We start from the raw sequence: 20,232 nt of genomic DNA on the forward strand, positions 1-20,232 counted from the left end.
TGTAGATTTTATACATTTCGAGAGTCAACTGGCTTTTCGACGGAAATGGTGTAGCGGGGTTGCATGGCCTTAAAACTGAAACACAAGACGCTTTCGGGCGCCCTCATCACCGAAATCCGCCAGGCGATCCTGTCGGGAAAATATGCCGGCGGCACGCAGCTCAGGCAGGATGCATTGGCGGAAACCTATGGCGTCAGCCGCATTCCGGTGCGCGAGGTGCTGTTTCAGCTGGAAGCGGAAGGGCTGGTAAAAATCCTGCCGCAGAAGGGCGCGATCGTCTCGGAACTGTCGCGTGCCGAAATCGACGACGTGTTCGACTTGAGGATCATGCTGGAGCCGCGCCTGCTTCTGGCTTCCGCTCCGGCGCTGAACGAGAAGGATCTGGCCGAACTCGATGAGCATCAGGCAAATTACGTCAAGGCGATCGCCTCGGGCGAGCGGGATGATTATGGCCGGTTGAACGCTGAACTACACATGGCCATGTATCACCGCGCCGACATGCCAAGAAGCCAGCAGATCGTTGCCTCGCTTCTGCAGACCAGCGACCGCTATACCCGCCTGCAGCTGTCCAACGAGGCCGCAATGGAAAAGGCGATGTTCGAACATGCCGAACTGATCGGCCTGATCCGCGCCCACCGCTTCGAAAAGGCCGGCGAGCTGCTCGCCACCCATATCGGCTCCGTCCGCGAAGACCTGATCAAGGTCGTCGAGGGCAGGGGATAAGAAAAGTCGGGAATTTAAAGCGTGTCTCCCGAAAGTGGTCACCGGTTTCGGGACGAAGACATGCGCAAAAACAAAAAGCGAAAGTACGGCAAGCGAATTTGAACGATCGCGAAGTGCTTTAGCGGACGGCCAGCGTGATCTCGCGGCAACGACGTGACGTCAATCTATCGCCCGACCCCGTTCTAAAGTTAACGGCATTCGCGTCCGGTGGGGCTTGTGGCAGAAAGGGACCGATAAGTCCAATCGTAAAGCTATCGGTCGTGCCTGGCTAGCCGATTGCGCCCGGTTACGGTCATCAACTTCGGCTGCGCGAAGACTGGAGTTTGACTTTGGGCGTTCGGTGTACTATCTGAGGTATATCGATATTTTTCTTGCCGAGATTTGGTTACTGCGCGAGTGGCACCGCGTATTGAACGACACTCCCTTTAAAGCATCGTTATTATCATCCGCGGCGCTTTTGCGCAGCGGTCCCTCTATGTTGCTATGAAAGGGTTCATCATGACCACTGGCACAGTTAAATGGTTCAATTCCACCAAGGGCTTCGGCTTCATCCAGCCTGACAACGGCGAAGCTGACGCATTCGTCCATATCTCCGCTGTCGAGCGTTCGGGTATGCGTGAACTCGTAGAAGGCCAGAAGGTCTCCTTCGATCTGGAGCGCGACCGCAAGTCTGGCAAGATGTCGGCCTGCAACCTTCAGGCTGTCTGAATTGGTATCCGCTTTCGTGTGACCACGGATGTACTGGCACTGTCGAAAGCATGGGACCACAGGAGGTCAGGCAGCCGCCTGGCCTTTTTTTATTGCCGTTGAAGAGCGGATCACGCTGTCGATGGTGCTCAAATGGCGCTGTAGCAGTTTCAGGTCTGCACATCCTGCTTTGCGAAAGTCCGGACTTCTTATCGAAGCGCCGGCGCGCACAAACCGAGGAAGACAATGACCGAGCAACACAGCAAAGCGCGACAGGTTGCCGAAAAGGCATTCGACAAGACACAGGCTTCAAGTGCTGCCGGCGACCGTGCCCGCGATGAACTCGATGCCGTTACTAAGGCGCGTCAGGAAAAGACGTCCCGGTTGCGTGAAGCGCGTCTCGCCATGGAGGCGCAAAACGCGGCCGATGTGTCCGTCAGGAAAACCTGAGCGATTTCGAAACGGACCTGCTTGAAAGCGGCAGTGAGCGGCATTGACGCCTGTTGCGAAGAGAAAGAACAAAGACATGAACAGCACGACAACTGCTGCGCTGACCATTGAATTGACGCCAACCCAGATCAGGGGATTGAAGCTCGCAAAACTCGGCGACCTCCACCCCCAGGACGGGAACCGCTGGACCCATCTTGGCGCCACCGAGACCTACGCAAAATCCGACCGCTTCAAGGAGCGGCCGCTGAAGGTAAAGTTCGCGACGACCGCCACTCTCGAACAGCTTACGGGCTACGGCCTTCTCAAAGGACTTGACCCCGATGCCGAGGCCGGCGAAACCCCACATGGAATAACCATGGCGGGCAAGATGTGGCTGCTGAAGCACAAATGACGACAGGCGGCGCCTCATCAGGGCGCGTGGGGCGGGATTTTGATCACGCCCTTGGCGATGATCTGTCTTCAGGTGATCAGGGCGCTGCTGACCTTCCGGATTGCCAGGCCTGTGGTGCCTGCTGTTCCTATTCGTCCGAATGGCCGCGCTTCACCACGGAAACCGATGAAGCTCTCGACTTGGTTCCGCCGCAGTTCGTTGCTGCGGACCAGCGAGGCATGCGGTGTGAGGATCAGCGATGTTCGGCGCTGTCCGGCCGTGTCGGTGAGAGTACCTCATGTCTGGTCTACGAAGTTCGTCCCGACGTATGCCGCGCTTGCGCCCCCGGAGATCCCGAATGCAGGACCGCTCGCTGGGCTTTCGGTCTGAAATAGGCGCAGTCAAGTCAATCAGGGGCAGTTGATCAGAGAGCCAGCGTCGAGTGCCTTGACGAGCGCCGCGCTCCTCACGCTTCCCGATATGCCCATCCGGTTCAGGCGTTTCTTGATCCGCCAGTCGCTGACCTTGAAAAAGCCGCCGAAGAAGAACAGTGCCACGGACCCGATGACACGGGCGTCCGAAGACGCTTCAACATGGCGCGGATATTGAGCTTCTTGCCTTAAGTCGCCCGTAACGGATAGCTGCCAATGGTATGGGAAATATCGTCCAGAGGCTGTTTCATGTCCATTTCGCAAGATGATCCGAACAGGGCCGCGGCCCGCATCCGCCTCTTGCAGGAACTTGATGCAGCGCTGCCGCGGCTGGCGGTATTGATGGAGGAGATGCAGGCTCACTATGAGGTGCCGTGTCCTGCGCGCGCGGAAATCATTGCCGGGCTGCAGGCGAGGCCGCAAGGGGCAGAAATTCTCGTTGCCGAGCAGGAAGAAAGCGTGATTGCCTTATGTGCATTCAGTGCGATCTATCCGGGGCCGGGCTTGAAACCGGGCATTTTCCTCAAGGAGTTGTATGTCGGCAGAATGTCTCGTGGTCTCGGCGTCGGGCGGGCCCTGATGCGGGAACTCGCCGCCTTGGCCGGCCGGCGGGGGTTGTCGAGAATAGACTGGACCGCCGACGCGCAGGACGACAGGCTTCTTGCATTTTATGATGAGATAGGCGGCGTCGCAAAACCGGAAAAACTGTTCTACCGGCTGGATGGCGAGGCGCTGGCAAGGCTCGGCGACGAGGCGTCCTGAAAACGCGTGGCGGGGCCTGAGGTTTCAGGTCTCAAGCCGCTTCCCGTCCCGCATTGACCTATATTCCCCCTGCAAGGCGGCGATTCCGCCATGCGCGTATTCCTTCGCGCGGGTTGATCGTCTCCATCGCCCGAATGCGCCTGATCCGGGCTTTAATGATAGGGCGTTGCTGGGCCTCGAACGGGCGGTGCGGGTGGATAAACGGTGCTTCGATGATTCGAAGCAATATCCCTCATATGGGGTATGCCCTGTCTGCAATATAAGGTATGGTTAACTTCCGGTTAACTCTTGGAGTGGCGCATGGAAAAGCTTTTTCGTCACCTTCAGCTGCCTTGCAGTTTCCTGAAGATGCTGCTCGCGTCTGCTTTTGTTGCTTGCGCTAGTCTGATTTCAGGCGATGGGGCGTGGTGGGCTGCCGGCTTTGGTGTCGCCTCTCTCGTCTTCATGCAGGTCGGCTACTTCGGTGCCGTCGTCGCCCTGTCTTTCGCGGAAAAAAGCCGTAGAAGATAATTTCCGGCTTCAGAACAGAGACCATACGAGTGCAAAAAGGCCTGTAAGCCAAGCTATGGTCAAAACCGCGACGCAGACCAGAAACAGCTTTATGCGCATTCTTCGTCCTCCAGTTGGAGAAAATAGGCCAAATGCCCGGCTCGGCAAATCTATTTTAGAATCCGCTTTTATTCTTTTCCGTCACAGTTAATCGACAGCTGATGATAGGGCGTGTTTTCCGCGCCAGGCTGCGGGAACGGCTGACTCAAAGCCAATGTCTCCAGAATTGTGATTTGAAAATAAGCACGCGAAATATTGATGATAAAATGTGCAGGGATACTTGCGCGGTTGGCGATTTGTCGTTTTCTATGGGTCAATAACAACCAGCAGGGGAACATGATGCTGACTCGTAGATATCTGACTAAATTGGCCGCCCTGGCCACGGTGGCCTTGGGCACCGGCTTCTCCGGCGCGGCCTTTGCCGAAACCAACATCAAGTTCACGCTCGACTGGAAATTCGAAGGCCCGGCCGCCGGCTTCCTGCTTGCCGTGGACAAGGGATATTTCAAGCAAGAGGGTCTGAACGTCACGATCGACACCGGCAATGGCTCGGTGGAGGCGATCCCGCGCGTCGCGACCGGCACCTACCAGATGGGTTTCGGCGACATCAACTCGCTGATCAAGTTCTTGGACGAGGACCCATCGCAGAAGGTCAAGGCGGCGATGATGATCTACGAGCGCCCGACCTTCGCGGTCGTCGGCCGCAAGTCGCTCGGCGTCACCACCGATCCGAAGTCGCTGGAAGGCAAGAAGCTCGGCGCACCGCCGCCGGATGGCGCATTCGCCCAGTGGAAGGCCTTCAAGCAGGTGGCAAAAATCGACGACAGCAAGATCACCATCGAGTCGATCGGCTTCCCGGTGCGTGAGCCGATGCTGGCCAAGGGCGATGTCGATGCCGTCTTCGGTTTCGCCTTCTCGGTCATCCTCAACCTGAAGGCTCAGGGCATCGCCGATGACGATATCGCGACCATCCTGATGGCCGAACACGGCTTGAATCTTTATGGCAACTCGGTCCTGGTAAATACCGATTTTGCCAAGGAAAATCCCGAAGCCGTGAAGGGTTTCATGAAGGCGCTGGCCAAGGGCTTTGCCGCCGCTGTCGCCAACCCGAAGGAAGGCGTCGATGCCGTGTTGAAGCGCAACGAGACGCTTAACCCGGATATCGAGATCCAGCGCCTGAACATGGCCAACGCCATGAACATCAAGACGCCTTACGTCGTTGAAAACGGTTTCGGCGGCGTCGACATGGCAAGGCTCTCCGCTTCCATCGACACGCTCAAAATCTCGATGGGCCTCAAGGGCGCTGTCAAGGCCGAGCAGGTCTTCGACGCCAGCTTCTTGCCGGCAAAGGCGGAGCGGATGCTGCCGTAAGGACAGAGGAAAGTCCCCGCCCCAAACCCCTCCCCACAAGGGGAGGGGCTTAACCCGGCCGCACTCTCTACGCTTGATTTTGCCAGTTATGGTGCCGCGTGTTCAACCCTCCCTCTTGTGGGGAGGGTGGCCGGCAGGCGGGAGGGGGTTTCGCGACAAGATTGTTCGATCAAGGAAATTCTGATTGGCACACCTCGTTTCCATCGATGATGTCGATATGCGTTATGGCGGCGCGGAAGGCACGCTTGCTGTCTCCGGCCTCACCATGCGCGTCGACAAAGGCGATTTCGCCGCCGTTGTCGGCCCGTCCGGCTGCGGCAAGTCCACGCTGATGAAACTCGTCACCGGCCTGCATATCCCGCAGGTCGGCACGGTCATCGTCGCCGGCCAGCATGTCACGCAGCCCGTCTCGATCGTCGGCATGGCCTTCCAGAACCCGACCATGCTGCCTTGGCGCACGACGCTGGAAAACATCCTCCTGCCGCTCGAAATCGTCGAAAGACACCGGCATCGCCTGCGCGCCAACAAGAAGGAATACGTGGAGAAAGCCGAGCATCTGCTTGAACTCGTTGGCCTCAAGGGCTTTGGCGAAAAATTCCCCTGGCAGCTTTCCGGCGGCATGCAGCAGCGCGCGAATCTGTGTCGCGCCCTCATCCACGAGCCGGAACTCCTGATGCTCGACGAACCCTTTGGCGCGCTCGATGCCTTTACCCGCGAGGAGTTGTGGTGCGTCATCCGCGATCTTCACGCGGCACAGGGCGTCACCATCGTTCTCGTCACCCATGACCTGCGCGAAGCGGCCTTTCTCGCCGACAAGATTTTCGTCATGAGCGCGCGCCCCGGCCGTATCCTCAAGGAACATCGCGTCCCCTTCGAGCGGCCGCGTGATCTCGAGATCATGTATGAGACGAGGTTCAACGACCTCGTGCACCAGCTGCACGGCGAGATCGCGCAGGCGAGGGCGGTAGCATGACCACCACGACCGAGAATTCCACTGCTCCAGCGATCGTCGCAAAACAGCCCGCCCGCATCAACTGGGTGAAGGCCGCGCCCTGGCTTTTCACGCTTGGGCTGTTTCTCTTCTGGGAACTATTGGTGCGCGGCCTCGGCACGCCGGTCACCATCCTGCCTGCCCCGAGCCGCATCTTTCAAGCAGTGGTGCAATACTGGTCGCCGCTTCTGAAAAACTCCGCCCAGACGCTGTTCACCACCACGCTCGGTTTCGGCCTGGCGGTGGTCGGGGGGCTGGCAATCGGTCTGTTCATCGGCTGGTCGAAGACCATCTATGCCGGGCTTTACCCGATCATGATCGGCTTCAACGCCATCCCCAAGGTCGCCGTCGTGCCGATCCTCGTCATCTGGTTCGGCATCGGCACCATTCCTGCCGTCATCACCGCCTTCCTGATCTCCTTCTTCCCGATCGTCGTGAATGTCGCGACGGGTCTGGCGACGATCGAGCCGGAGACGGAGGATGTGCTGCGGGCACTCGGAGCAAAGAAGCTGGACATCATGCTGAAGGTCGGTATTCCGCGCTCGATGCCCTATTTCTTCGGCTCGCTGAAGATCGCCATCACGCTTGCCTTCGTCGGCTCGGTGCTCAGCGAAACCGTCGCCTCCAATTACGGCCTCGGCAACATGATGGCCTCGGCCCAGAGCCAGTTCAACGTGCCGCTGGTTTTTGCCGGTCTGCTTGCACTCGCCGTCGAAGGCATCGCCATGTATTCGCTGATGGCGTGGATCGAACGCCGCATGACCGGTTGGGCGCATCGCTCGACCATGGCCAACTGAGATCGAAAATGCCCCGGCGGGAGACCTGCCGGGGCGTTATATCTCGAGAAAGGACGGTTTAAGCTGGCAGCGGCGCCGCGGGGTTCACCAGCTTTTCCGCCCTCAACTCCCGCCAGAAATCGGCAGGCACGACTTCCTTCAGGGCCGCGCTGTCCTCGGCGATGCGCGAGGGCTGGCTGGCGCCGGGAATGACGGCGGCAACGGCCGGGTTGGCGAGTGAGAACTGCAGGCCGGCAGCCTTCATGCTCACCTGATGGCGGTCGGCAATCGCCTTGATTTTCGCGATCTTCGCAGCCATGTCAGGCTTGATCGGCGCATATTCAAAATTCGGTCCGCCAACCAGAGCGCCCGAGCTATAAGGCCCGCCGACGACGACACCCAGGCCCCACTCTGCCACCATCGGCATCACCCGCTGCAAGGCCTTGTCATGGTCGAGCAGCGTGTAACGGCCGGCAAGCAGGAAGGCATCGGGCTTCGGTTCGTCCAGTTCGAGCACCAGCTCGATCGGCTCGACCTTGTTGACGCCCAGCCCCCAGGCCTTGATCACCCCTTCGTTGCGCAACCGGTCGAGTGCCTTGAAGGCACCATTTCGGGCCTCCTCGAACTTTTCCAGCCACCGGTCGCCCCAGAAATCCTGCGCCAGATCATGCACGAAGGCGATCTCGATATGGTCGGTCTTCAGTCTTTCCAGGCTCTGCTCGATCGAACGCAACGTGCCGTCATGGCTGTAGTCGTTGACCACCTTGTTCGGCAGACCGTGGCTGAACACGCCGGCCTTTTCGCCCTGCTCGCGGGCGCTGACATCCTCGATCTCGTCGAGAATGTAGCGGCCGACTTTGGTCGAGATCACATACTGGTCGCGCGGCTTGTCCTTGAGCGCATCGCCCATGCGGATCTCGGCCAGCCCTGCGCCGTAGAAGGGGGCGTTATCGTAATAACGGATGCCGTCGGTCCAGGCGGCTTCCACCGTGGCGCGCGCCTCATCCTCGGGAATATCGCGAAACATGTTGCCGAGCGGGGCTGCGCCGAAACCAAGCCTGCTCGGCAGAATATCCTTGAGTGCCATGGGGTCTATCCTTCTTTTCAGGGGTGTCAGCCGAGATTGACGGGAGTGACCACATAGGCGGACCGCTCGGCCAAGCTGTTGATCTTTGAAGCGTAGTTTTTGAAATGGGGCGTCTCGCGATGCGCTTCAACCGCATCCGCATCGATATAGAGTTCATCGAGGATAAAGCGTTCGGGGTTCGCCCGGTCCTGCCAGACATCCCAACGCAGATTGCCCGGCTCGGAACGGCAGGAAGGTGCGGTGTCGGCAAGCAGCGCCCGCAATTCAGCGGCCTTGCCGGGCAGGGCGGTGAGTATGGCGATGATTTTGGCGTTGTTGGTTTCGGTAGTCATGGCGTGTTCCTTTGGGTGAGCCGTCGCGCGTGTAAAAAGTCCCCTCCCAACCCTCCCCACAAGGGGGAGGGCTTAGCCCGGTCGACCTGCCGTGGCTTAATTGGGACAGGCGGTCGCCTTAGGTCTTCTCCCCCCTTGTGGGGGCTCGAAGAGCGGGGCGAGACAGGCGGCTCGCCCCAGGAAAGCCGGCAGGCCAGAGGGGTATTTCTGCCAAGTATGTTTACTGTCACGCAGCCAGCCTGCGATCCAGTGCCTCGATCAGTGCTGCGGCGATCGGGTGATCCGAACGTGGGTTCTGGCCGGTGATCAGTTCACGGTCGATGACGACATTCGGTTCGAAATCGATCTTGGTCTTGCTTACATCACCACCTGCCGCCGTCAGCGCCTCGATCATGTTGAAATAGAGTTTGGCGTGCAGAACATAATCCTCGACGACCTTTTCTTCCGTGTCGGAAAAGACTGTCATCTTGTAGCCCGCATATTGCCAGCCCTTGGCCCATTCGCGCGCCTTGGCCTCATCGCCGGCCACCAGTGCCGAGCGAAATTCGCGGGCATGCGGCATGGCGGCGACAGTCGCTATCGGGCCGTGGCACAGATAGGCGGAAGGCTTGCCCTTTTCGTGGAAATGCCTTGCGATTTCGCCCATGTCGGGGTCGATCATCAGGTCGACGACCGGGCCCTGGCCGCCGGGAACGAAGATAGCCGCAAAATTGTCGAGCCCCTGTTCTATTGCGCCGCGCAGCGTCAGGCCGCTGTTCATCGACGTGTCGTTTGCCCAGAAGGCCTTGGCCTTTTCGTAAGCCGCGACATCGCCACCGAAATGCTCTGCACTGTCGGATGCCTCGTCCATATGCGGCTTCGCTCCGTTCGGCGTCGCCAGCACAACCTCGTAACCGGCATCGATCAATGCCAGCATCGGCACCACGGTTTCGTTGAGATATTGACCGGTCGCACCCGTGCGGCCGTCTTTGGTTTCGATCCGGGTCGCATTGGACCCGATGACCAGTACCTTGCCCTTGCTCATCGTCTTTCTCCTTAGAGTTGTGTTGTCCGTTTTGGACAGCCTGACGATGCGCCATCTCGACACATTTCGGAAATTTATTTAATCTATTCCAGACATAATCAAGGCGTTATAACTGAATAGGCGTTGTGTTTGAATGAGATACGACCTCAACCTACTGCCGGTCTTCGTTGTCCTGATGGAGGAGCGCAATGTAACCCGCGCCGCTGAACGCCTCGGCATCACCCAGCCGGCGCTGTCCAACACGCTCAACCGGTTGCGCGAGACCTTTCGCGATCCGCTTTTCGTACGCGAGCGATATGGCATCCGGCCGACCGAACTCGCAGAAGAGATCGCCCCTGCGATTGTGGAGGCGCTGGCGAAGCTGGATGATGTCATACTCGGCCAGCAGGACTTTGACCCGCTGACTGCCGAGCGGCTGTTCACCATCGCACCCAACGATTATGTGGAATTCGTGTTGGTGCCGGCCATCGTTGAGCGGCTGCGCCAGGCGGCGCCTGGCATCCGGCTGCGGCTCACTCCCTTCGGCAGCGATATCGCCGAGACGGGCGTGATGTCCGGCACCACGGCTATGGTGCTGGGGAGGCTCACCGATCCTCCGGATAATCTCGTCGTCCAGCATCTTATGGAGGATGGACTTGCCTGCGTTGTCCGTGCCGATCATCCCGATATCGGCGACAGCATCTCCAAGGAGCAATATGAGCGGCTGAAGCATGTCAACATGCTGCCGCCCGGCCGGTTACGCGCCGGCCTGTTCCAGTCTCTGGAGCGGCAGGGGCTGAAGCGTGAGGTGGCGGTGTCCGTCACGCATTTCCTCTCCATTCCGGAACTTGTAGCCGTCACTGACTACTGCACCACGCTTCCGGCATTGATCTGCCGGCGTATTGCGCTCGATCCACGGCTGAAGGTGCTTCCCTCGCCAGTCGATCTCGGCACCTTTCCCGTCCAGATGGCCTGGCATGTCCGCCACCGCAACGACCCGGCGCATCGCTGGCTGCGTGGGTTGATCGGTGACGTTGCCAGGGAGTTGGCGCGCTGAATATCAGCTATGCCTTCATTCGAATTCTGAACACTGCGGATATCTATATCAACGAGAAGCGACATATGTCCGAAAGGGTCGCTGTGTGACTGTCCGGGCTGCCTATCGGAATGGTTATTTGGCGAAAGCAATATGGCCATATCCTGCCCTAGGCAGACCCGCAGAAACTGACGATAATCCAAAAGATTGCAGAGATGAGGGGCTGAACCCGCCATAACCGATCTTTCATAGGTATCGGATATACCGATGCCGACCAGTTACACTATTCCTGAGGGCATGAAGGCCTTGGACGACGACAAAACGATGTTGCAGGCCGTCCGGCTGATGGAAGCCGCTGACGTCTGCGTGGCGCTCTATGACGACCAGGATCGGCTGCGTTATGCCAACCGTGCGTTTCGTGCGGCATGGTTCATCGAAGAAGGTGAACATCCGCTCTGGTCGGAGTTGATGCGTCGAAATTTCCACGCAAGGCGCGGCACCGTCATCAAGGTCGAAAATTTCGAGGCATGGCTGGCGTCCACCATCTCCCGGCGCGGCAAGGCAGGTTTTCGCGCCTTCGAAACGGACCTCCACGATGGCCGCTGGTTGTGGATGACGGAGACGACGCAGGATGATGGCTGGATGCTCTGCGTGGCGAGCGACATCACCTCAATCCGCCCCGACGAGCGTGCCTTGCGGCAGGACCGCGACGACGCGATCAAGGCTTCCCATACCGACGAACTGACCGGTATTCCGAGCCGCCGTTTCGTCATGGCAAAGCTCAACGATCTTCTCGCTATGCGTGACGAGGGTAACGTCAACGGGCTGCATTGGGGGCCCGTAGGCTGTATCGCCGTGCTCGACATCGACAATTTCAAATATATCAACGACCGTTTCGGCCATTCGGTCGGGGATGCGGTGCTGAAGGATTTCGCCGCCACCTTGCAGAGCTACGTCCGCAAGACGGATGTCCTCGGCCGTGTCGGCGGAGAGGAGTTCGTTCTCATCCTTCCCAATACCACCGCGGAAAATGCCGAGGTGATCGTCGGGCGCATGCTTGAGGCAGTCAGGCTGTCTCGGCCTCTGCCGGATCAGGTCAGTTTTCGCTACATGTTCTCCGCCGGCATCGCCTGCGCCGAAAGAAACGAGAAGGCTGACGACCTCTATCGCCGTGCCGACCTCGCGCTCTACGCCGCCAAGATGCGCGGTCGCAACCAGATCAGCCTCGATACGGCGGCGCGAGTGGGGTGAAAGATCAAAGACCCCGCACCGCCGCCGCAGGATCCCTGAGCGATGGCAGGTGACGGCGGATATGCTCTCCCAGCATCGCGGCAGCGGAGGACGGGCGGCTTTCGGAAAACTCAAGCGCTATACCGATCGTCGGCAGACGCGGCAGCCCATGCTCGATGATGTGAAGGTCAGGCGGCACCGCCGTTTTTGTCAGTACACTGACCGCATGGCCTGCGCGAGTGATCGCGATCAGCCCAGCAAGACTGTCGCTGGCAAACGCTACTCGATAACGGCGGTTGACGGCCTCCATCGCGTCACAGGCGGCGCGGTAATCGAGTGTTGTCGGCGCCGATAGCGCCAGCGGCAGGATCTCGTTGGACAGCAGCTGCGTATCCGGCCTGTCCGCCACCCAGACGAAGCGCTCCTGCCGGATCACCGCGGCATCATCCGCATCGGGCAGCGACACCAGCGCCATGTCGATCTGCCGGCGCTGGATGAGCGGCCGAAGCCCGATCGTCGGAGCGCAGACAAGCCTCAGCTCCACTTGCGGATTGGCAGCGCAAAAGCGTTTCAGCAGCTCCGGCAGGAAAGCGATCGAATAGTCCTCCGGACATCCGAGGCTGACCGCCCCCTTCAGCGCCAGCCCGCCCATATCTGCCAGGATCTCGTCATGCCGCGCGATCAGCTGTTCGGCATGGGCCAGCAGTCTCTCGCCTGCCGCAGTCAGCCGCATGCCGGCGCCGGTGCGCTGCAGAAGCGGCTGACCGACCTCGGCCTCCAACCGCTGCATCTGCATGCTGAGTGCGGATTGGGTGCGCCCGACCTGGTTGGAGGCAAGGCTGATGGAACCCGTGCGGGCAACGACGACAAAGTTTTTCAGAAGCGCGAGATCAAGCATGGCAATATCAGCGAAATGGATATCGGATTGAAATACTATCAATTGGACTGAGGTGCCAGTGGCTTGTTACCCTCCCGGCCAATCAATCACAATGGGGAACCGTCATGGAAAACGCCGCCAGAAACCTCACGTCGCGCAATGACGATCCGGCCTTCTGGGCCGATGCCGACAAGCACCTGACCCGTTACGGGCCGGCCTTCGAGGACGTCATCATCGAACGCGCTGAGGGTAGCTTCGTCTACGATGCCGATGGCCGCGCGATTCTCGACTTCACCTCCGGCCAGATGAGCGCCGTGCTCGGCCACACCCACCCGGATATCGTGGCGACGGTAAACCGCCAGATGGCCTCGGTCGCGCATCTGTTCTCCGGCATGCTGTCGCGTCCGGTGGTGGAGCTGGCAGCAAGGCTCGCCGCGCTCGCCCCGGGCCTCGACCGTGTCCAGTTGCTGACAACGGGTGCCGAATCCAACGAGGCGGCCATCCGCATGGCGAAGCTCGTGACCGGCGGGCACGAAATCGTTGCCTTCGCCCAGAGCTGGCATGGCATGACCGGAGCTGCGGCTTCCGCCACCTACAGCGCCGGTCGCAAGGGATATGGTCCGGTCTCGGCCGGCTCCTTCGTCATCCCGGCACCGAATGCCTATCGCCCGCGCTTCAGGAACCCGGACGGATCGAACGACTGGCAGGCCGAGCTAGACGATGCGTTCCATCTGATCGACAATCAGTCGACCGGCAATCTCGCCGCCTTCATCGCCGAACCGATCCTGTCTTCCGGCGGCATTCTCGAACTGCCGCTCGGTTATCTCGCGGCCTTGAAGAAGAAGTGCGAGGAGCGCGGTATGCTGCTTATCCTCGACGAGGCACAGACCGGCGTCGGCCGCACCGGTAACATGTTCGCCTTCCAGCGTGACGGCGTGACGCCCGATATCATGACGCTGTCGAAGACGCTCGGCGCCGGCCTTCCGCTTGCCGCTGTCATGACAAGCGCGGAAGTGGAGCAGAAAGCGTTCGAGAAGGGGTTCCTCTTCTACACGACCCACGTATCGGACCCGCTGCCGGCTGCTGTCGGTGTGACCGTGCTGGATGTGATGGCACGTGACAATCTGGTCCAGCAGGCGATAACCCGCGGCAAGCGCCTGAAGGACGGGCTGTTGGCGCTGCAGCAGCGTTTCGAATGCATCGGCGACGTGCGCGGCCGCGGTCTTCTGCTCGGGCTGGAAGTGGTGACCGACCGCCACACCAAGGCGCCCGGTTTCGAGCTTGGCGCGAAGATCATGGAAGAAGCGATGGTTCGCGGCCTTTCGATGAACATCGTCAAGCTGCCCGGCATGGGCGGCGTCTTCCGCATCGCTCCGGCGCTAACCGTTTCGGACGCCGAGATCGACCGCGGCGTCGAGATCATGGCCGACGCGATCGTGGCGGCTCAAGGATAGCCGATAGACGGAAGACCGCTCGGAGACACGGCCGGGCGCAAACCTCCAAATGACGAATATCGACCGTATCCTGCCCATGCGGCAGGATACGGCATGAGGGCTGATGAGCCGCGGGCCCAATCTATTCGGCATCCTCAAGGGGGCGTTTCACACAAAGTGCCACCCTCGCCATTACTTGGTTCTGAGTATCCTCCCAGTGCAACCATCGTGCTTCTGGATGGATGAGGCGATCACGTCTTTATCGTTTTCGGTGACCTGCGGAGGAATGGCCGTTCCACGAGGATCCAGCTGAGATAACCAGCCATATAGGCCAAGGGCAGGCTCAGCGCGATCATCATCGCTGGCGATTGGACACCAACGAAATAGAGAAGGGTGCCTGAAATCGGCCAGCCATATACACTCCGTAGGAAACGTCGTCGTCAGCGTTTATCCGCGATATCGCTTCTGATTTTACTGCAAAGGAGAACCAGAAGATCAGATAGCCGCCAAAGACGGCGAAGGCTGCGATTTCGAAGTACTCAAGGAACATCATCACGACCAGAGCGGTGGTGCTGGCAATGGCAAGGGTATTGGTGAACGGAATTTCCCGGCGGAACAGATAGAAGCACGCGCCGACAGAGAAGTTTGCAAACAGACGAACGCTTTCGGAATAATAACCGGTGAAAAATGCGATCCTGTTCGGGATCTGGATATCCAAAGGCATCATCGTCATGAGGAGCAGTGCCGCCGATATCGCAGCAAAGGCAAAGCGTTTTCGGCTCAGACCGACGAGGCCGACGAGCAAGGCGAATATGTAGCAACGGAATTCGTAAGAGATCGTCCAAAGCGAACCGTTCAGGATTTCATAGGGTAATCCTATGAAACCGGGTTGCGAGGGGCCGTGAAGCGTTACGATTTCCAGGGTGAGACGAAGCAGGTCACCCATCCCGTAATAACCGATTGCAGCGCCTGTCAAGGGTGCAAGCGCCAGGCAAATAAAGACCGCGACCAGATAACCCGGATAGATACGGAAAGCGCGTTTTTTCAGAAATGAAATTGGGTTGCTGGAGCGGTCGTAACTCTGAGTGATCAGATAACCGCTAAGAAGAAAGAACCCGTCCACGGCAAGCTCCGCGAATGTCCGCGCTCCAAGCGCGCCAGACAATATTTCTCGGGATCTATTACCGTCGATGATCTCTGACGCGTGAGAGACTATTACGAGAGAAGCAAACAGCAGTCGAAGAAAACCAATGTTGTTGGCATGCAGTGTCTGTTGCATAATATACCCGCTTCATTAATAATATAAATTCTTATTGTTTTGCGGGCTGAAAGTGTCAAGTTCAGTATACAAAATCCTTTTTATAGCATTAATGCCGGTGCCCTGAGCTGCGTCAGCTTGTGAGCCGGGCCGGTTTCAGCATGCTTTCGAGGAGGGCGGCCATGATGGCCGAAAGCATCATTGCTGCGGGAGATATCCTGATGATCCGGCGTGTCTATTGCCAACTGCGGGCGGAGGGCTGGGAGGACGGCGGAGAGCCCCGGCGTCTGGCAGCCAATCTCATCTATCTTTACAAGATCGGCGTGAGACAGGAAAATCAACTGCTTGAGCTTGCGCCCTATCTCACCTGAGGCGGCCCGGAGCCTGGTATTCCCATTGCAGAACAACGTCTTGAGTCCTGATTATCGTTAATTAAGCAAGTTTGAATGTATGGCGACACGAATAGCGCTTCTTTGCGTTAAATGCCGCCATGCTAATATTCGATAGAGCCAATCGCAGCATCGTTTCCGACCCGGCTGGTAACTTCGGGATGATGACTGCGCTCATCCTGCCCATGTTGCTGGGAGGCGCCGGGCTGGCGGTCGACACCGCCAATCTCATGGTTTCGAAACGCCAGTTGCAGGAGGCGACGGATGCCGCGGCCCTTGCCGTTTCAGGTGCTATGGCCAACGGTTCCGATACCGCGGCCGGCCAGAAGCTCGGCAAGGATTTTCTGGCGGGCCAGTTAGCCAATTACATGAACACCACCGACACCGCGACGATCAAGAACGCGACGACGGTGGCAATCGTCACCAACACGGATGCATCGACGGGGGCCAAGAGCTATACGGTCTCGGTAACCTCCTCTGCCGATATTCCGCTGACGCCGCTTACCAGTTTTTTCGCCGGGCGAACCTATCCCGTAAATGCCTCTAGCAGCACGATATCGGGCACCGGAAGCGGTACTGGTGCTGACGGAGCGGCTGCGGCAAGCAATGGCATATCGATGGAAATCCTGCTCGATGAATCTGCTTCGATGGCGGAGAACACGACGACGGTGAAGGGCACGAAATGCGTCATCAACCTGCTCGGCATCTGTATCGGCCAGCAGACTGTTTATGTGACCAAGGTGGAAGCGCTGAAACAGGCTGCAGCCACGATGTTTGACGCCCTCGACAAATCTGATCCCAAGACCCGCTTTGTCCGCACCGGCACGATCTCCTATACCAACGGCATCAAGGGCCAGTCGGCGGTCGCCTGGGGAACGACGGCTGCAAGGAACTACGTCAATGCCATGACGCTTAACCCGGTTGGTGGAACGGACGCGACGGCGGCGGTGACCACCGCGACCTCCAACATCAAGAGCAACATCTACGGCACCGATACCGAGAGCGTCGAGCAGGCCAAGAAAGGCAACAAGACATCGGATCGCATCATGATCCTGATGACCGATGGTGATATGACCGGCAATAGCGTGGACTGGAGCCAGAGGCTGGACCAGAACGTACGTGACGGATGCGCGGCCGCAAAGACGGCCGGAATAAAGATCTACACCGTCGCCTTCATGGCTCCGCCCAAAGGGCAGGAACTGTTGAAATACTGCGCCTCTGCCGCTGGCAACTATTACGAACCCAACACGATGGAAGCCCTGGTTGCATCGTTCAAGTCGATTGCCGACAACGCGATCAAGCCGGTGAACCGACTGACCAACTAGCCTGCCTTTAGCATTTCCTCCCGCGTCACGCGGGAACCGGACGGCGACCTTCCTGTTCTAACCTTCGGAGGCACAAAGGAAAGGGATGCATATGGTTGAGGCACATGGAGAAAAGACGCAGGCTCTGGAACTGGCCGAGGAATATCGCAGGCTCGGCGGAACGCGGCTTGCCAAGCTCGACGATAATTTCGTCACCACCCGAAAGTGGGAAGACGAACCCGAGGAGGCATCACGCTTCTGGCACGACCGGGTGGAAATTCTCGATGACAAGCGTCAGGCGGAGGTCGTCACCCATCTGAAATCCATGAATTCCTGACATTTCGAGATAGCAGGCTCCCAAGGCGAAAGCCGCCATTGCCCGGGCGGACCCAAGTGATCCGTCCGGGCAAATGGTTCGGTCGGGAAGGGCTAGAACACCGCCAGATATTTCAGAAGCGAAATGATGCCGATGATGATGACGACAACCCGCACGATCTGGCGGACCTTTGCGTCAAGCGGCAGCATGTTGACAAGATAAAGTACCAGCACGATCACGAGGAAAGTGATCAGGATGCTGATCAGAAGCGACAAACCCATAGCCCCAGTCTCCATAATTTGCGGCGCGTCCTGCGCCGATCACGAAACTGTAATTATGAGACGATGCGGAAAAGGAAAGGGTGCTCAATAAGATAGTGTGGGCGCTTTATCATTCGGTCCGGACAGGCACAGATGTTTCGGCTTGTTCCTCGCCTGCTATTTCCCATATTGGGCGAAAAGGCCCATATGCCCGATGGAGACATGCTTGTTCCACTTCGACAACTCCTATGCCCGTCTGCCCGACAGGTTCTACGCTTCGGTTTATCCCGAGCCGGTCGAGGGGCCGAAGCTGATCATGTTCAACGAGGCTCTGGCGAAAGAGCTTGGCGTCGAGGCCGATCTTTCCGATCCGGATCGGCTGGCGGCGACATTTTCCGGCAACGTGGTGCCACAAGGGGCGATGCCGCTTGCGATGGCTTATGCCGGCCACCAGTTCGGCAGTTTCGTGCCGCAGCTCGGCGACGGCCGTGCGATCCTGCTGGGCGAAGTGGTGGATCGAGGCGGTATTCGTCGCGATATCCAGCTGAAAGGCGCAGGCCCGACGCCATTTTCCCGCCGTGGCGACGGCCGTGCGGCTTTGGGGCCTGTGCTGCGGGAATATATCGTCTCCGAGGCCATGGCTGCGCTCGGCATTCCTGCGACACGGGCGCTGGCGGCGGTGACGACCGGCGAGCAGGTCTATCGCGAGACGGTGGAGCAGGGTGCGGTCTTCGTTCGTGTCGCGGCAAGCCATGTGCGGGTCGGCACCTTCCAGTTCTTTGCTGCGCGCGGCGATACGGATGGCATAAGGGAACTGGCCGACTATGTTATCGACCGGCATTATCCCGAGTTGAAGGCGGCCGAGAACCCCTATGCGGCACTGCTGCAGGCCGTGGCATTCCGGCAGGCGGAGCTGATCGCGCGCTGGCTCGGCGTCGGTTTCGTCCATGGTGTGATGAACACCGACAACATGACCATATCGGGGGAGACGATCGACTTCGGCCCTTGCGCCTTTCTCGACGAATATCATCAGATGAAGGTGTTTTCCTCGATCGATCATGGCGGGCGTTACGCCTATCGCAACCAGCCGGGCATCGGCCAGTGGAACATCGCCAGACTGGCGGAATGCCTGCTGCCGGTAATCGACGCGGATCAGGACAGGGCAGTCGACGCGTCGAACGAGGTTCTGAGAGAGTTCGGCGAGCGGTTTCAGGCGGAATGGATCAAGGTGTTCAGGGCCAAGATCGGGCTTTCGAGTGAAGCCGATGATGATGGAGAACTGGTACAGCAGCTGCTTTCGGCAATGCAGGATCAGGAGGCGGATTTCACGCTTGTTTTCCGTGGTTTGGCGGATGCGGCGGAAGGGCTGGACGAACGGTTCCTGAGCCAGTTCGCCGATCCTTCCAAGGCTGCGGAATGGCTGGGACTGTGGCGCGAGCGGCTGGCGCAGGAGCCTCAAGGTGACGCTGGCCGTGCCGACGCGATGCGTGCCGTCAATCCGGCGATCATCCCGCGCAACCACCGCATTCAAGAGGCGATTTCGGCTGCCAATTACGGCGATTTTTCCTTCTTCGAGCGGCTGCTTTCAGCACTCGAAAAGCCCTATGAGGAGCGTCCCGGATTTGCCGATTACATGACGCCGCCAACACCTGAAGAAAGGGTGACGCGAACCTTCTGTGGGACCTAGTCCTTCAGAAGCGAGATGGCTGCTTCGATATCCCGAACGGCCTCCGAACCCAGCGGCAGGACGGGGCGCGGCGGCTGGGCTTTGGTGATGCCCATGAGGTTCGCGGCCGCATAGACCACGCGCAGGCTGCCATGCGTCTTGAACAGCTGCCAGAGAGGGTGGAAGGAGGTATCCAGCCGCTTCGTTTCTTCCGCGTTGCCGCTGATCGCCGCGCGGGTCAGGGCTAGCGCGGGCTTGGGGAACAGACCGGCGACGACGCTGTACCAGCAATCCGCACCGGCCAGCAGTGCATGCGGGCACTCCCAGTCACCGCTATAGCCAATGGCGAAATTGGCCGGTGTGGCGGCTCTCAATCGAGCGATCTCGCCTGAAAAATCGCCGCCCTTCGGCAGCGGCATTTTCACCGCGCTGACATTGGCAAGGCCAGCCAGGCGCCCGATCAGTGCCTCGCTGAAAGAAAAATGCGTGGTTGACGGGTTGTTGTAGATCGAAAGCGGCAGATCGGTTGCGGCGGCGACCGCTTCGAAATGGCGAAACGCCTCTTCCTCGGTGAGCGGCGTGTATGAGACCGGCGCAAGAAGCAGCGCGTGGGCGCCGGCTGATGCCGCATCCCGGGCAAGCGCCACCGCATCGTCGGTGCGCAGAGTGCCGACGCCGACGATCAGCGGGAGCTTGCCGCCAACGCATTCGACCGCGGCCTCCACCGCCCGGCGGCGTTCCTCGCGGGTGAGGTACATATAGGTTCCGGTGCTGCCGAGAAGACCGATCGAATTCGTCTTGGCCTCGACAACGCGCGAAAGAAGTCGCTGCAGGGCATCGGTATCGACGCGGCCGGCTTCGTCCGCAGGCGTCAGCGGGAAGGCGGAAAGGCCGGTAAAGGCGGGCGGTGTGGTCGGCATCGAATTCTCCG

25 protein-coding genes are annotated in these 20,232 nt (G+C 59.2%); 17 read left to right on the forward strand and 8 right to left on the reverse strand.

What is annotated here, in order from left to right:
- The first annotated feature begins 63 nt into the window (after nucleotides 1-63).
- The 5 genes from MRBLMR1_RS18045 (at nucleotide 64) to MRBLMR1_RS18065 (ending at nucleotide 2,625) form a co-directional block, all read left to right on the forward strand.
- The gene (locus MRBLMR1_RS18045) at nucleotides 64-723 is read left to right on the forward strand and encodes a GntR family transcriptional regulator (RefSeq protein WP_148143886.1); all 660 of its coding nucleotides are present in this window, start codon (nucleotides 64-66) and stop codon (nucleotides 721-723) included.
- Between the two features lie 498 nt (nucleotides 724-1,221).
- Entirely contained in the window at nucleotides 1,222-1,431 is a 210-nt protein-coding gene (locus tag MRBLMR1_RS18050) for a cold-shock protein (protein WP_148143885.1), read from the forward strand.
- 225 nt (nucleotides 1,432-1,656) lie between these two features.
- Nucleotides 1,657-1,860 (forward strand): hypothetical protein, encoded by a 204-nt coding sequence (locus MRBLMR1_RS18055; RefSeq protein WP_148143884.1) that lies wholly within the window; start codon nucleotides 1,657-1,659, stop codon nucleotides 1,858-1,860.
- A gap of 76 nt (nucleotides 1,861-1,936) precedes the next feature.
- Nucleotides 1,937-2,251 carry a hypothetical protein gene (locus MRBLMR1_RS18060; RefSeq protein WP_148143883.1) on the forward strand — a complete coding sequence of 105 codons (315 nt, stop codon included), beginning with the start codon at nucleotides 1,937-1,939 and terminating at the stop codon, nucleotides 2,249-2,251.
- Entirely contained in the window at nucleotides 2,248-2,625 is a 378-nt protein-coding gene (locus MRBLMR1_RS18065) for a YkgJ family cysteine cluster protein (protein ID WP_148143882.1), read from the forward strand. The genes MRBLMR1_RS18060 and MRBLMR1_RS18065 overlap by 4 nt, the downstream gene beginning before the upstream one ends.
- A 15-nt stretch (nucleotides 2,626-2,640) precedes the next feature.
- Here MRBLMR1_RS18065 and MRBLMR1_RS18070 read toward each other — a convergent pair whose 3' ends face one another.
- Entirely contained in the window at nucleotides 2,641-2,787 is a 147-nt protein-coding gene (locus MRBLMR1_RS18070; protein ID WP_183684996.1) for a hypothetical protein, read from the reverse strand.
- A gap of 123 nt (nucleotides 2,788-2,910) precedes the next feature.
- On the opposite strand from MRBLMR1_RS18070, the gene MRBLMR1_RS18075 reads away from it, so the two are divergent.
- The 5 genes from MRBLMR1_RS18075 (at nucleotide 2,911) to MRBLMR1_RS18095 (ending at nucleotide 7,131) form a co-directional block, all read left to right on the forward strand.
- A complete protein-coding gene (locus tag MRBLMR1_RS18075) occupies nucleotides 2,911-3,423 on the forward strand; it encodes a GNAT family N-acetyltransferase (protein ID WP_500065456.1) in 513 nt (170 codons plus the stop codon).
- A 300-nt stretch (nucleotides 3,424-3,723) separates the two neighbouring features.
- Nucleotides 3,724-3,933, forward strand: a complete 210-nt coding sequence (locus MRBLMR1_RS18080) for a hypothetical protein (RefSeq protein WP_148143881.1) — start codon at nucleotides 3,724-3,726, stop codon at nucleotides 3,931-3,933.
- Nucleotides 3,934-4,308: 375 nt separating this feature from the next.
- Entirely contained in the window at nucleotides 4,309-5,343 is a 1,035-nt protein-coding gene (locus tag MRBLMR1_RS18085) for an ABC transporter substrate-binding protein (protein WP_183684997.1), read from the forward strand.
- Between the two features lie 184 nt (nucleotides 5,344-5,527).
- Complete coding sequence (locus MRBLMR1_RS18090; protein WP_183684998.1) at nucleotides 5,528-6,316, forward strand: ABC transporter ATP-binding protein; 789 nt, start codon at nucleotides 5,528-5,530, stop codon at nucleotides 6,314-6,316.
- Nucleotides 6,313-7,131: an ABC transporter permease gene (locus tag MRBLMR1_RS18095; RefSeq protein ID WP_148143879.1), complete on the forward strand. Its 819-nt coding sequence runs from the start codon at nucleotides 6,313-6,315 to the stop codon at nucleotides 7,129-7,131. The genes MRBLMR1_RS18090 and MRBLMR1_RS18095 overlap by 4 nt, the downstream gene beginning before the upstream one ends.
- Before the next feature lie 58 nt (nucleotides 7,132-7,189).
- Here MRBLMR1_RS18095 and MRBLMR1_RS18100 read toward each other — a convergent pair whose 3' ends face one another.
- The 3 genes from MRBLMR1_RS18100 to MRBLMR1_RS18110 form a co-directional block, all read right to left on the reverse strand.
- Complete coding sequence (locus tag MRBLMR1_RS18100; RefSeq protein ID WP_148143878.1) at nucleotides 7,190-8,197, reverse strand: aldo/keto reductase; 1,008 nt, start codon at nucleotides 8,195-8,197, stop codon at nucleotides 7,190-7,192.
- Nucleotides 8,198-8,223: 26 nt separating this feature from the next.
- Nucleotides 8,224-8,529: a putative quinol monooxygenase gene (locus MRBLMR1_RS18105; RefSeq protein WP_148143877.1), complete on the reverse strand. Its 306-nt coding sequence runs from the start codon at nucleotides 8,527-8,529 to the stop codon at nucleotides 8,224-8,226.
- Between the two features lie 226 nt (nucleotides 8,530-8,755).
- Nucleotides 8,756-9,553, reverse strand: a complete 798-nt coding sequence (locus MRBLMR1_RS18110; RefSeq protein ID WP_148145569.1) for a type 1 glutamine amidotransferase domain-containing protein — start codon at nucleotides 9,551-9,553, stop codon at nucleotides 8,756-8,758.
- A gap of 133 nt (nucleotides 9,554-9,686) precedes the next feature.
- On the opposite strand from MRBLMR1_RS18110, the gene MRBLMR1_RS18115 reads away from it, so the two are divergent.
- Both MRBLMR1_RS18115 and MRBLMR1_RS18120 read left to right on the forward strand, forming a co-directional pair.
- Complete coding sequence (locus MRBLMR1_RS18115; protein ID WP_148145568.1) at nucleotides 9,687-10,589, forward strand: LysR family transcriptional regulator; 903 nt, start codon at nucleotides 9,687-9,689, stop codon at nucleotides 10,587-10,589.
- A gap of 246 nt (nucleotides 10,590-10,835) precedes the next feature.
- Nucleotides 10,836-11,819 carry a GGDEF domain-containing protein gene (locus tag MRBLMR1_RS18120; RefSeq protein WP_500065461.1) on the forward strand — a complete coding sequence of 328 codons (984 nt, stop codon included), beginning with the start codon at nucleotides 10,836-10,838 and terminating at the stop codon, nucleotides 11,817-11,819.
- Between the two features lie 4 nt (nucleotides 11,820-11,823).
- Here MRBLMR1_RS18120 and MRBLMR1_RS18125 read toward each other — a convergent pair whose 3' ends face one another.
- The gene (locus MRBLMR1_RS18125; RefSeq protein ID WP_148145567.1) at nucleotides 11,824-12,696 is read right to left on the reverse strand and encodes a LysR family transcriptional regulator; all 873 of its coding nucleotides are present in this window, start codon (nucleotides 12,694-12,696) and stop codon (nucleotides 11,824-11,826) included.
- 104 nt (nucleotides 12,697-12,800) lie between these two features.
- Between MRBLMR1_RS18125 and MRBLMR1_RS18130 the strand changes: the two genes are divergently transcribed.
- Nucleotides 12,801-14,129, forward strand: coding sequence for an aspartate aminotransferase family protein (locus MRBLMR1_RS18130; RefSeq protein ID WP_148145566.1), 1,329 nt, complete (start codon nucleotides 12,801-12,803; stop codon nucleotides 14,127-14,129).
- Between the two features lie 334 nt (nucleotides 14,130-14,463).
- On the opposite strand, the gene MRBLMR1_RS18135 is transcribed toward MRBLMR1_RS18130, so the two are convergent.
- Nucleotides 14,464-15,387: an acyltransferase family protein gene (locus MRBLMR1_RS18135; protein ID WP_500065464.1), complete on the reverse strand. Its 924-nt coding sequence runs from the start codon at nucleotides 15,385-15,387 to the stop codon at nucleotides 14,464-14,466.
- 161 nt (nucleotides 15,388-15,548) lie between these two features.
- On the opposite strand from MRBLMR1_RS18135, the gene MRBLMR1_RS18140 reads away from it, so the two are divergent.
- The 3 genes from MRBLMR1_RS18140 to MRBLMR1_RS18150 all read left to right on the forward strand — a co-directional run bounded on the left by MRBLMR1_RS18140 (nucleotide 15,549) and on the right by MRBLMR1_RS18150 (nucleotide 17,396).
- Nucleotides 15,549-15,737, forward strand: a complete 189-nt coding sequence (locus tag MRBLMR1_RS18140; protein WP_148145564.1) for a hypothetical protein — start codon at nucleotides 15,549-15,551, stop codon at nucleotides 15,735-15,737.
- A gap of 179 nt (nucleotides 15,738-15,916) precedes the next feature.
- Nucleotides 15,917-17,080 (forward strand): vWA domain-containing protein, encoded by a 1,164-nt coding sequence (locus MRBLMR1_RS18145; RefSeq protein WP_500065466.1) that lies wholly within the window; start codon nucleotides 15,917-15,919, stop codon nucleotides 17,078-17,080.
- A 91-nt stretch (nucleotides 17,081-17,171) separates the two neighbouring features.
- A complete protein-coding gene (locus tag MRBLMR1_RS18150; RefSeq protein ID WP_148145562.1) occupies nucleotides 17,172-17,396 on the forward strand; it encodes a hypothetical protein in 225 nt (74 codons plus the stop codon).
- 92 nt (nucleotides 17,397-17,488) lie between these two features.
- On the opposite strand, the gene MRBLMR1_RS18155 is transcribed toward MRBLMR1_RS18150, so the two are convergent.
- Nucleotides 17,489-17,656 carry a Thivi_2564 family membrane protein gene (locus tag MRBLMR1_RS18155; protein ID WP_162713894.1) on the reverse strand — a complete coding sequence of 56 codons (168 nt, stop codon included), beginning with the start codon at nucleotides 17,654-17,656 and terminating at the stop codon, nucleotides 17,489-17,491.
- A 193-nt stretch (nucleotides 17,657-17,849) separates the two neighbouring features.
- On the opposite strand from MRBLMR1_RS18155, the gene MRBLMR1_RS18160 reads away from it, so the two are divergent.
- Nucleotides 17,850-19,322 carry a protein adenylyltransferase SelO gene (locus MRBLMR1_RS18160; RefSeq protein ID WP_148145561.1) on the forward strand — a complete coding sequence of 491 codons (1,473 nt, stop codon included), beginning with the start codon at nucleotides 17,850-17,852 and terminating at the stop codon, nucleotides 19,320-19,322.
- Here the strand turns inward: MRBLMR1_RS18160 and MRBLMR1_RS18165 are convergent.
- Complete coding sequence (locus tag MRBLMR1_RS18165) at nucleotides 19,319-20,221, reverse strand: dihydrodipicolinate synthase family protein (RefSeq protein WP_148145560.1); 903 nt, start codon at nucleotides 20,219-20,221, stop codon at nucleotides 19,319-19,321. The two genes, MRBLMR1_RS18160 and MRBLMR1_RS18165, sit on opposite strands and share 4 nt — an antisense overlap.
- Between the last annotated feature and the right edge of the window lie 11 nt (nucleotides 20,222-20,232).

The sequence above is a fragment of the Neorhizobium sp. LMR1-1-1.1 genome (assembly GCF_040675795.1).
Taxonomy (GTDB): domain Bacteria; phylum Pseudomonadota; class Alphaproteobacteria; order Rhizobiales; family Rhizobiaceae; genus Neorhizobium; species Neorhizobium cellulosilyticum.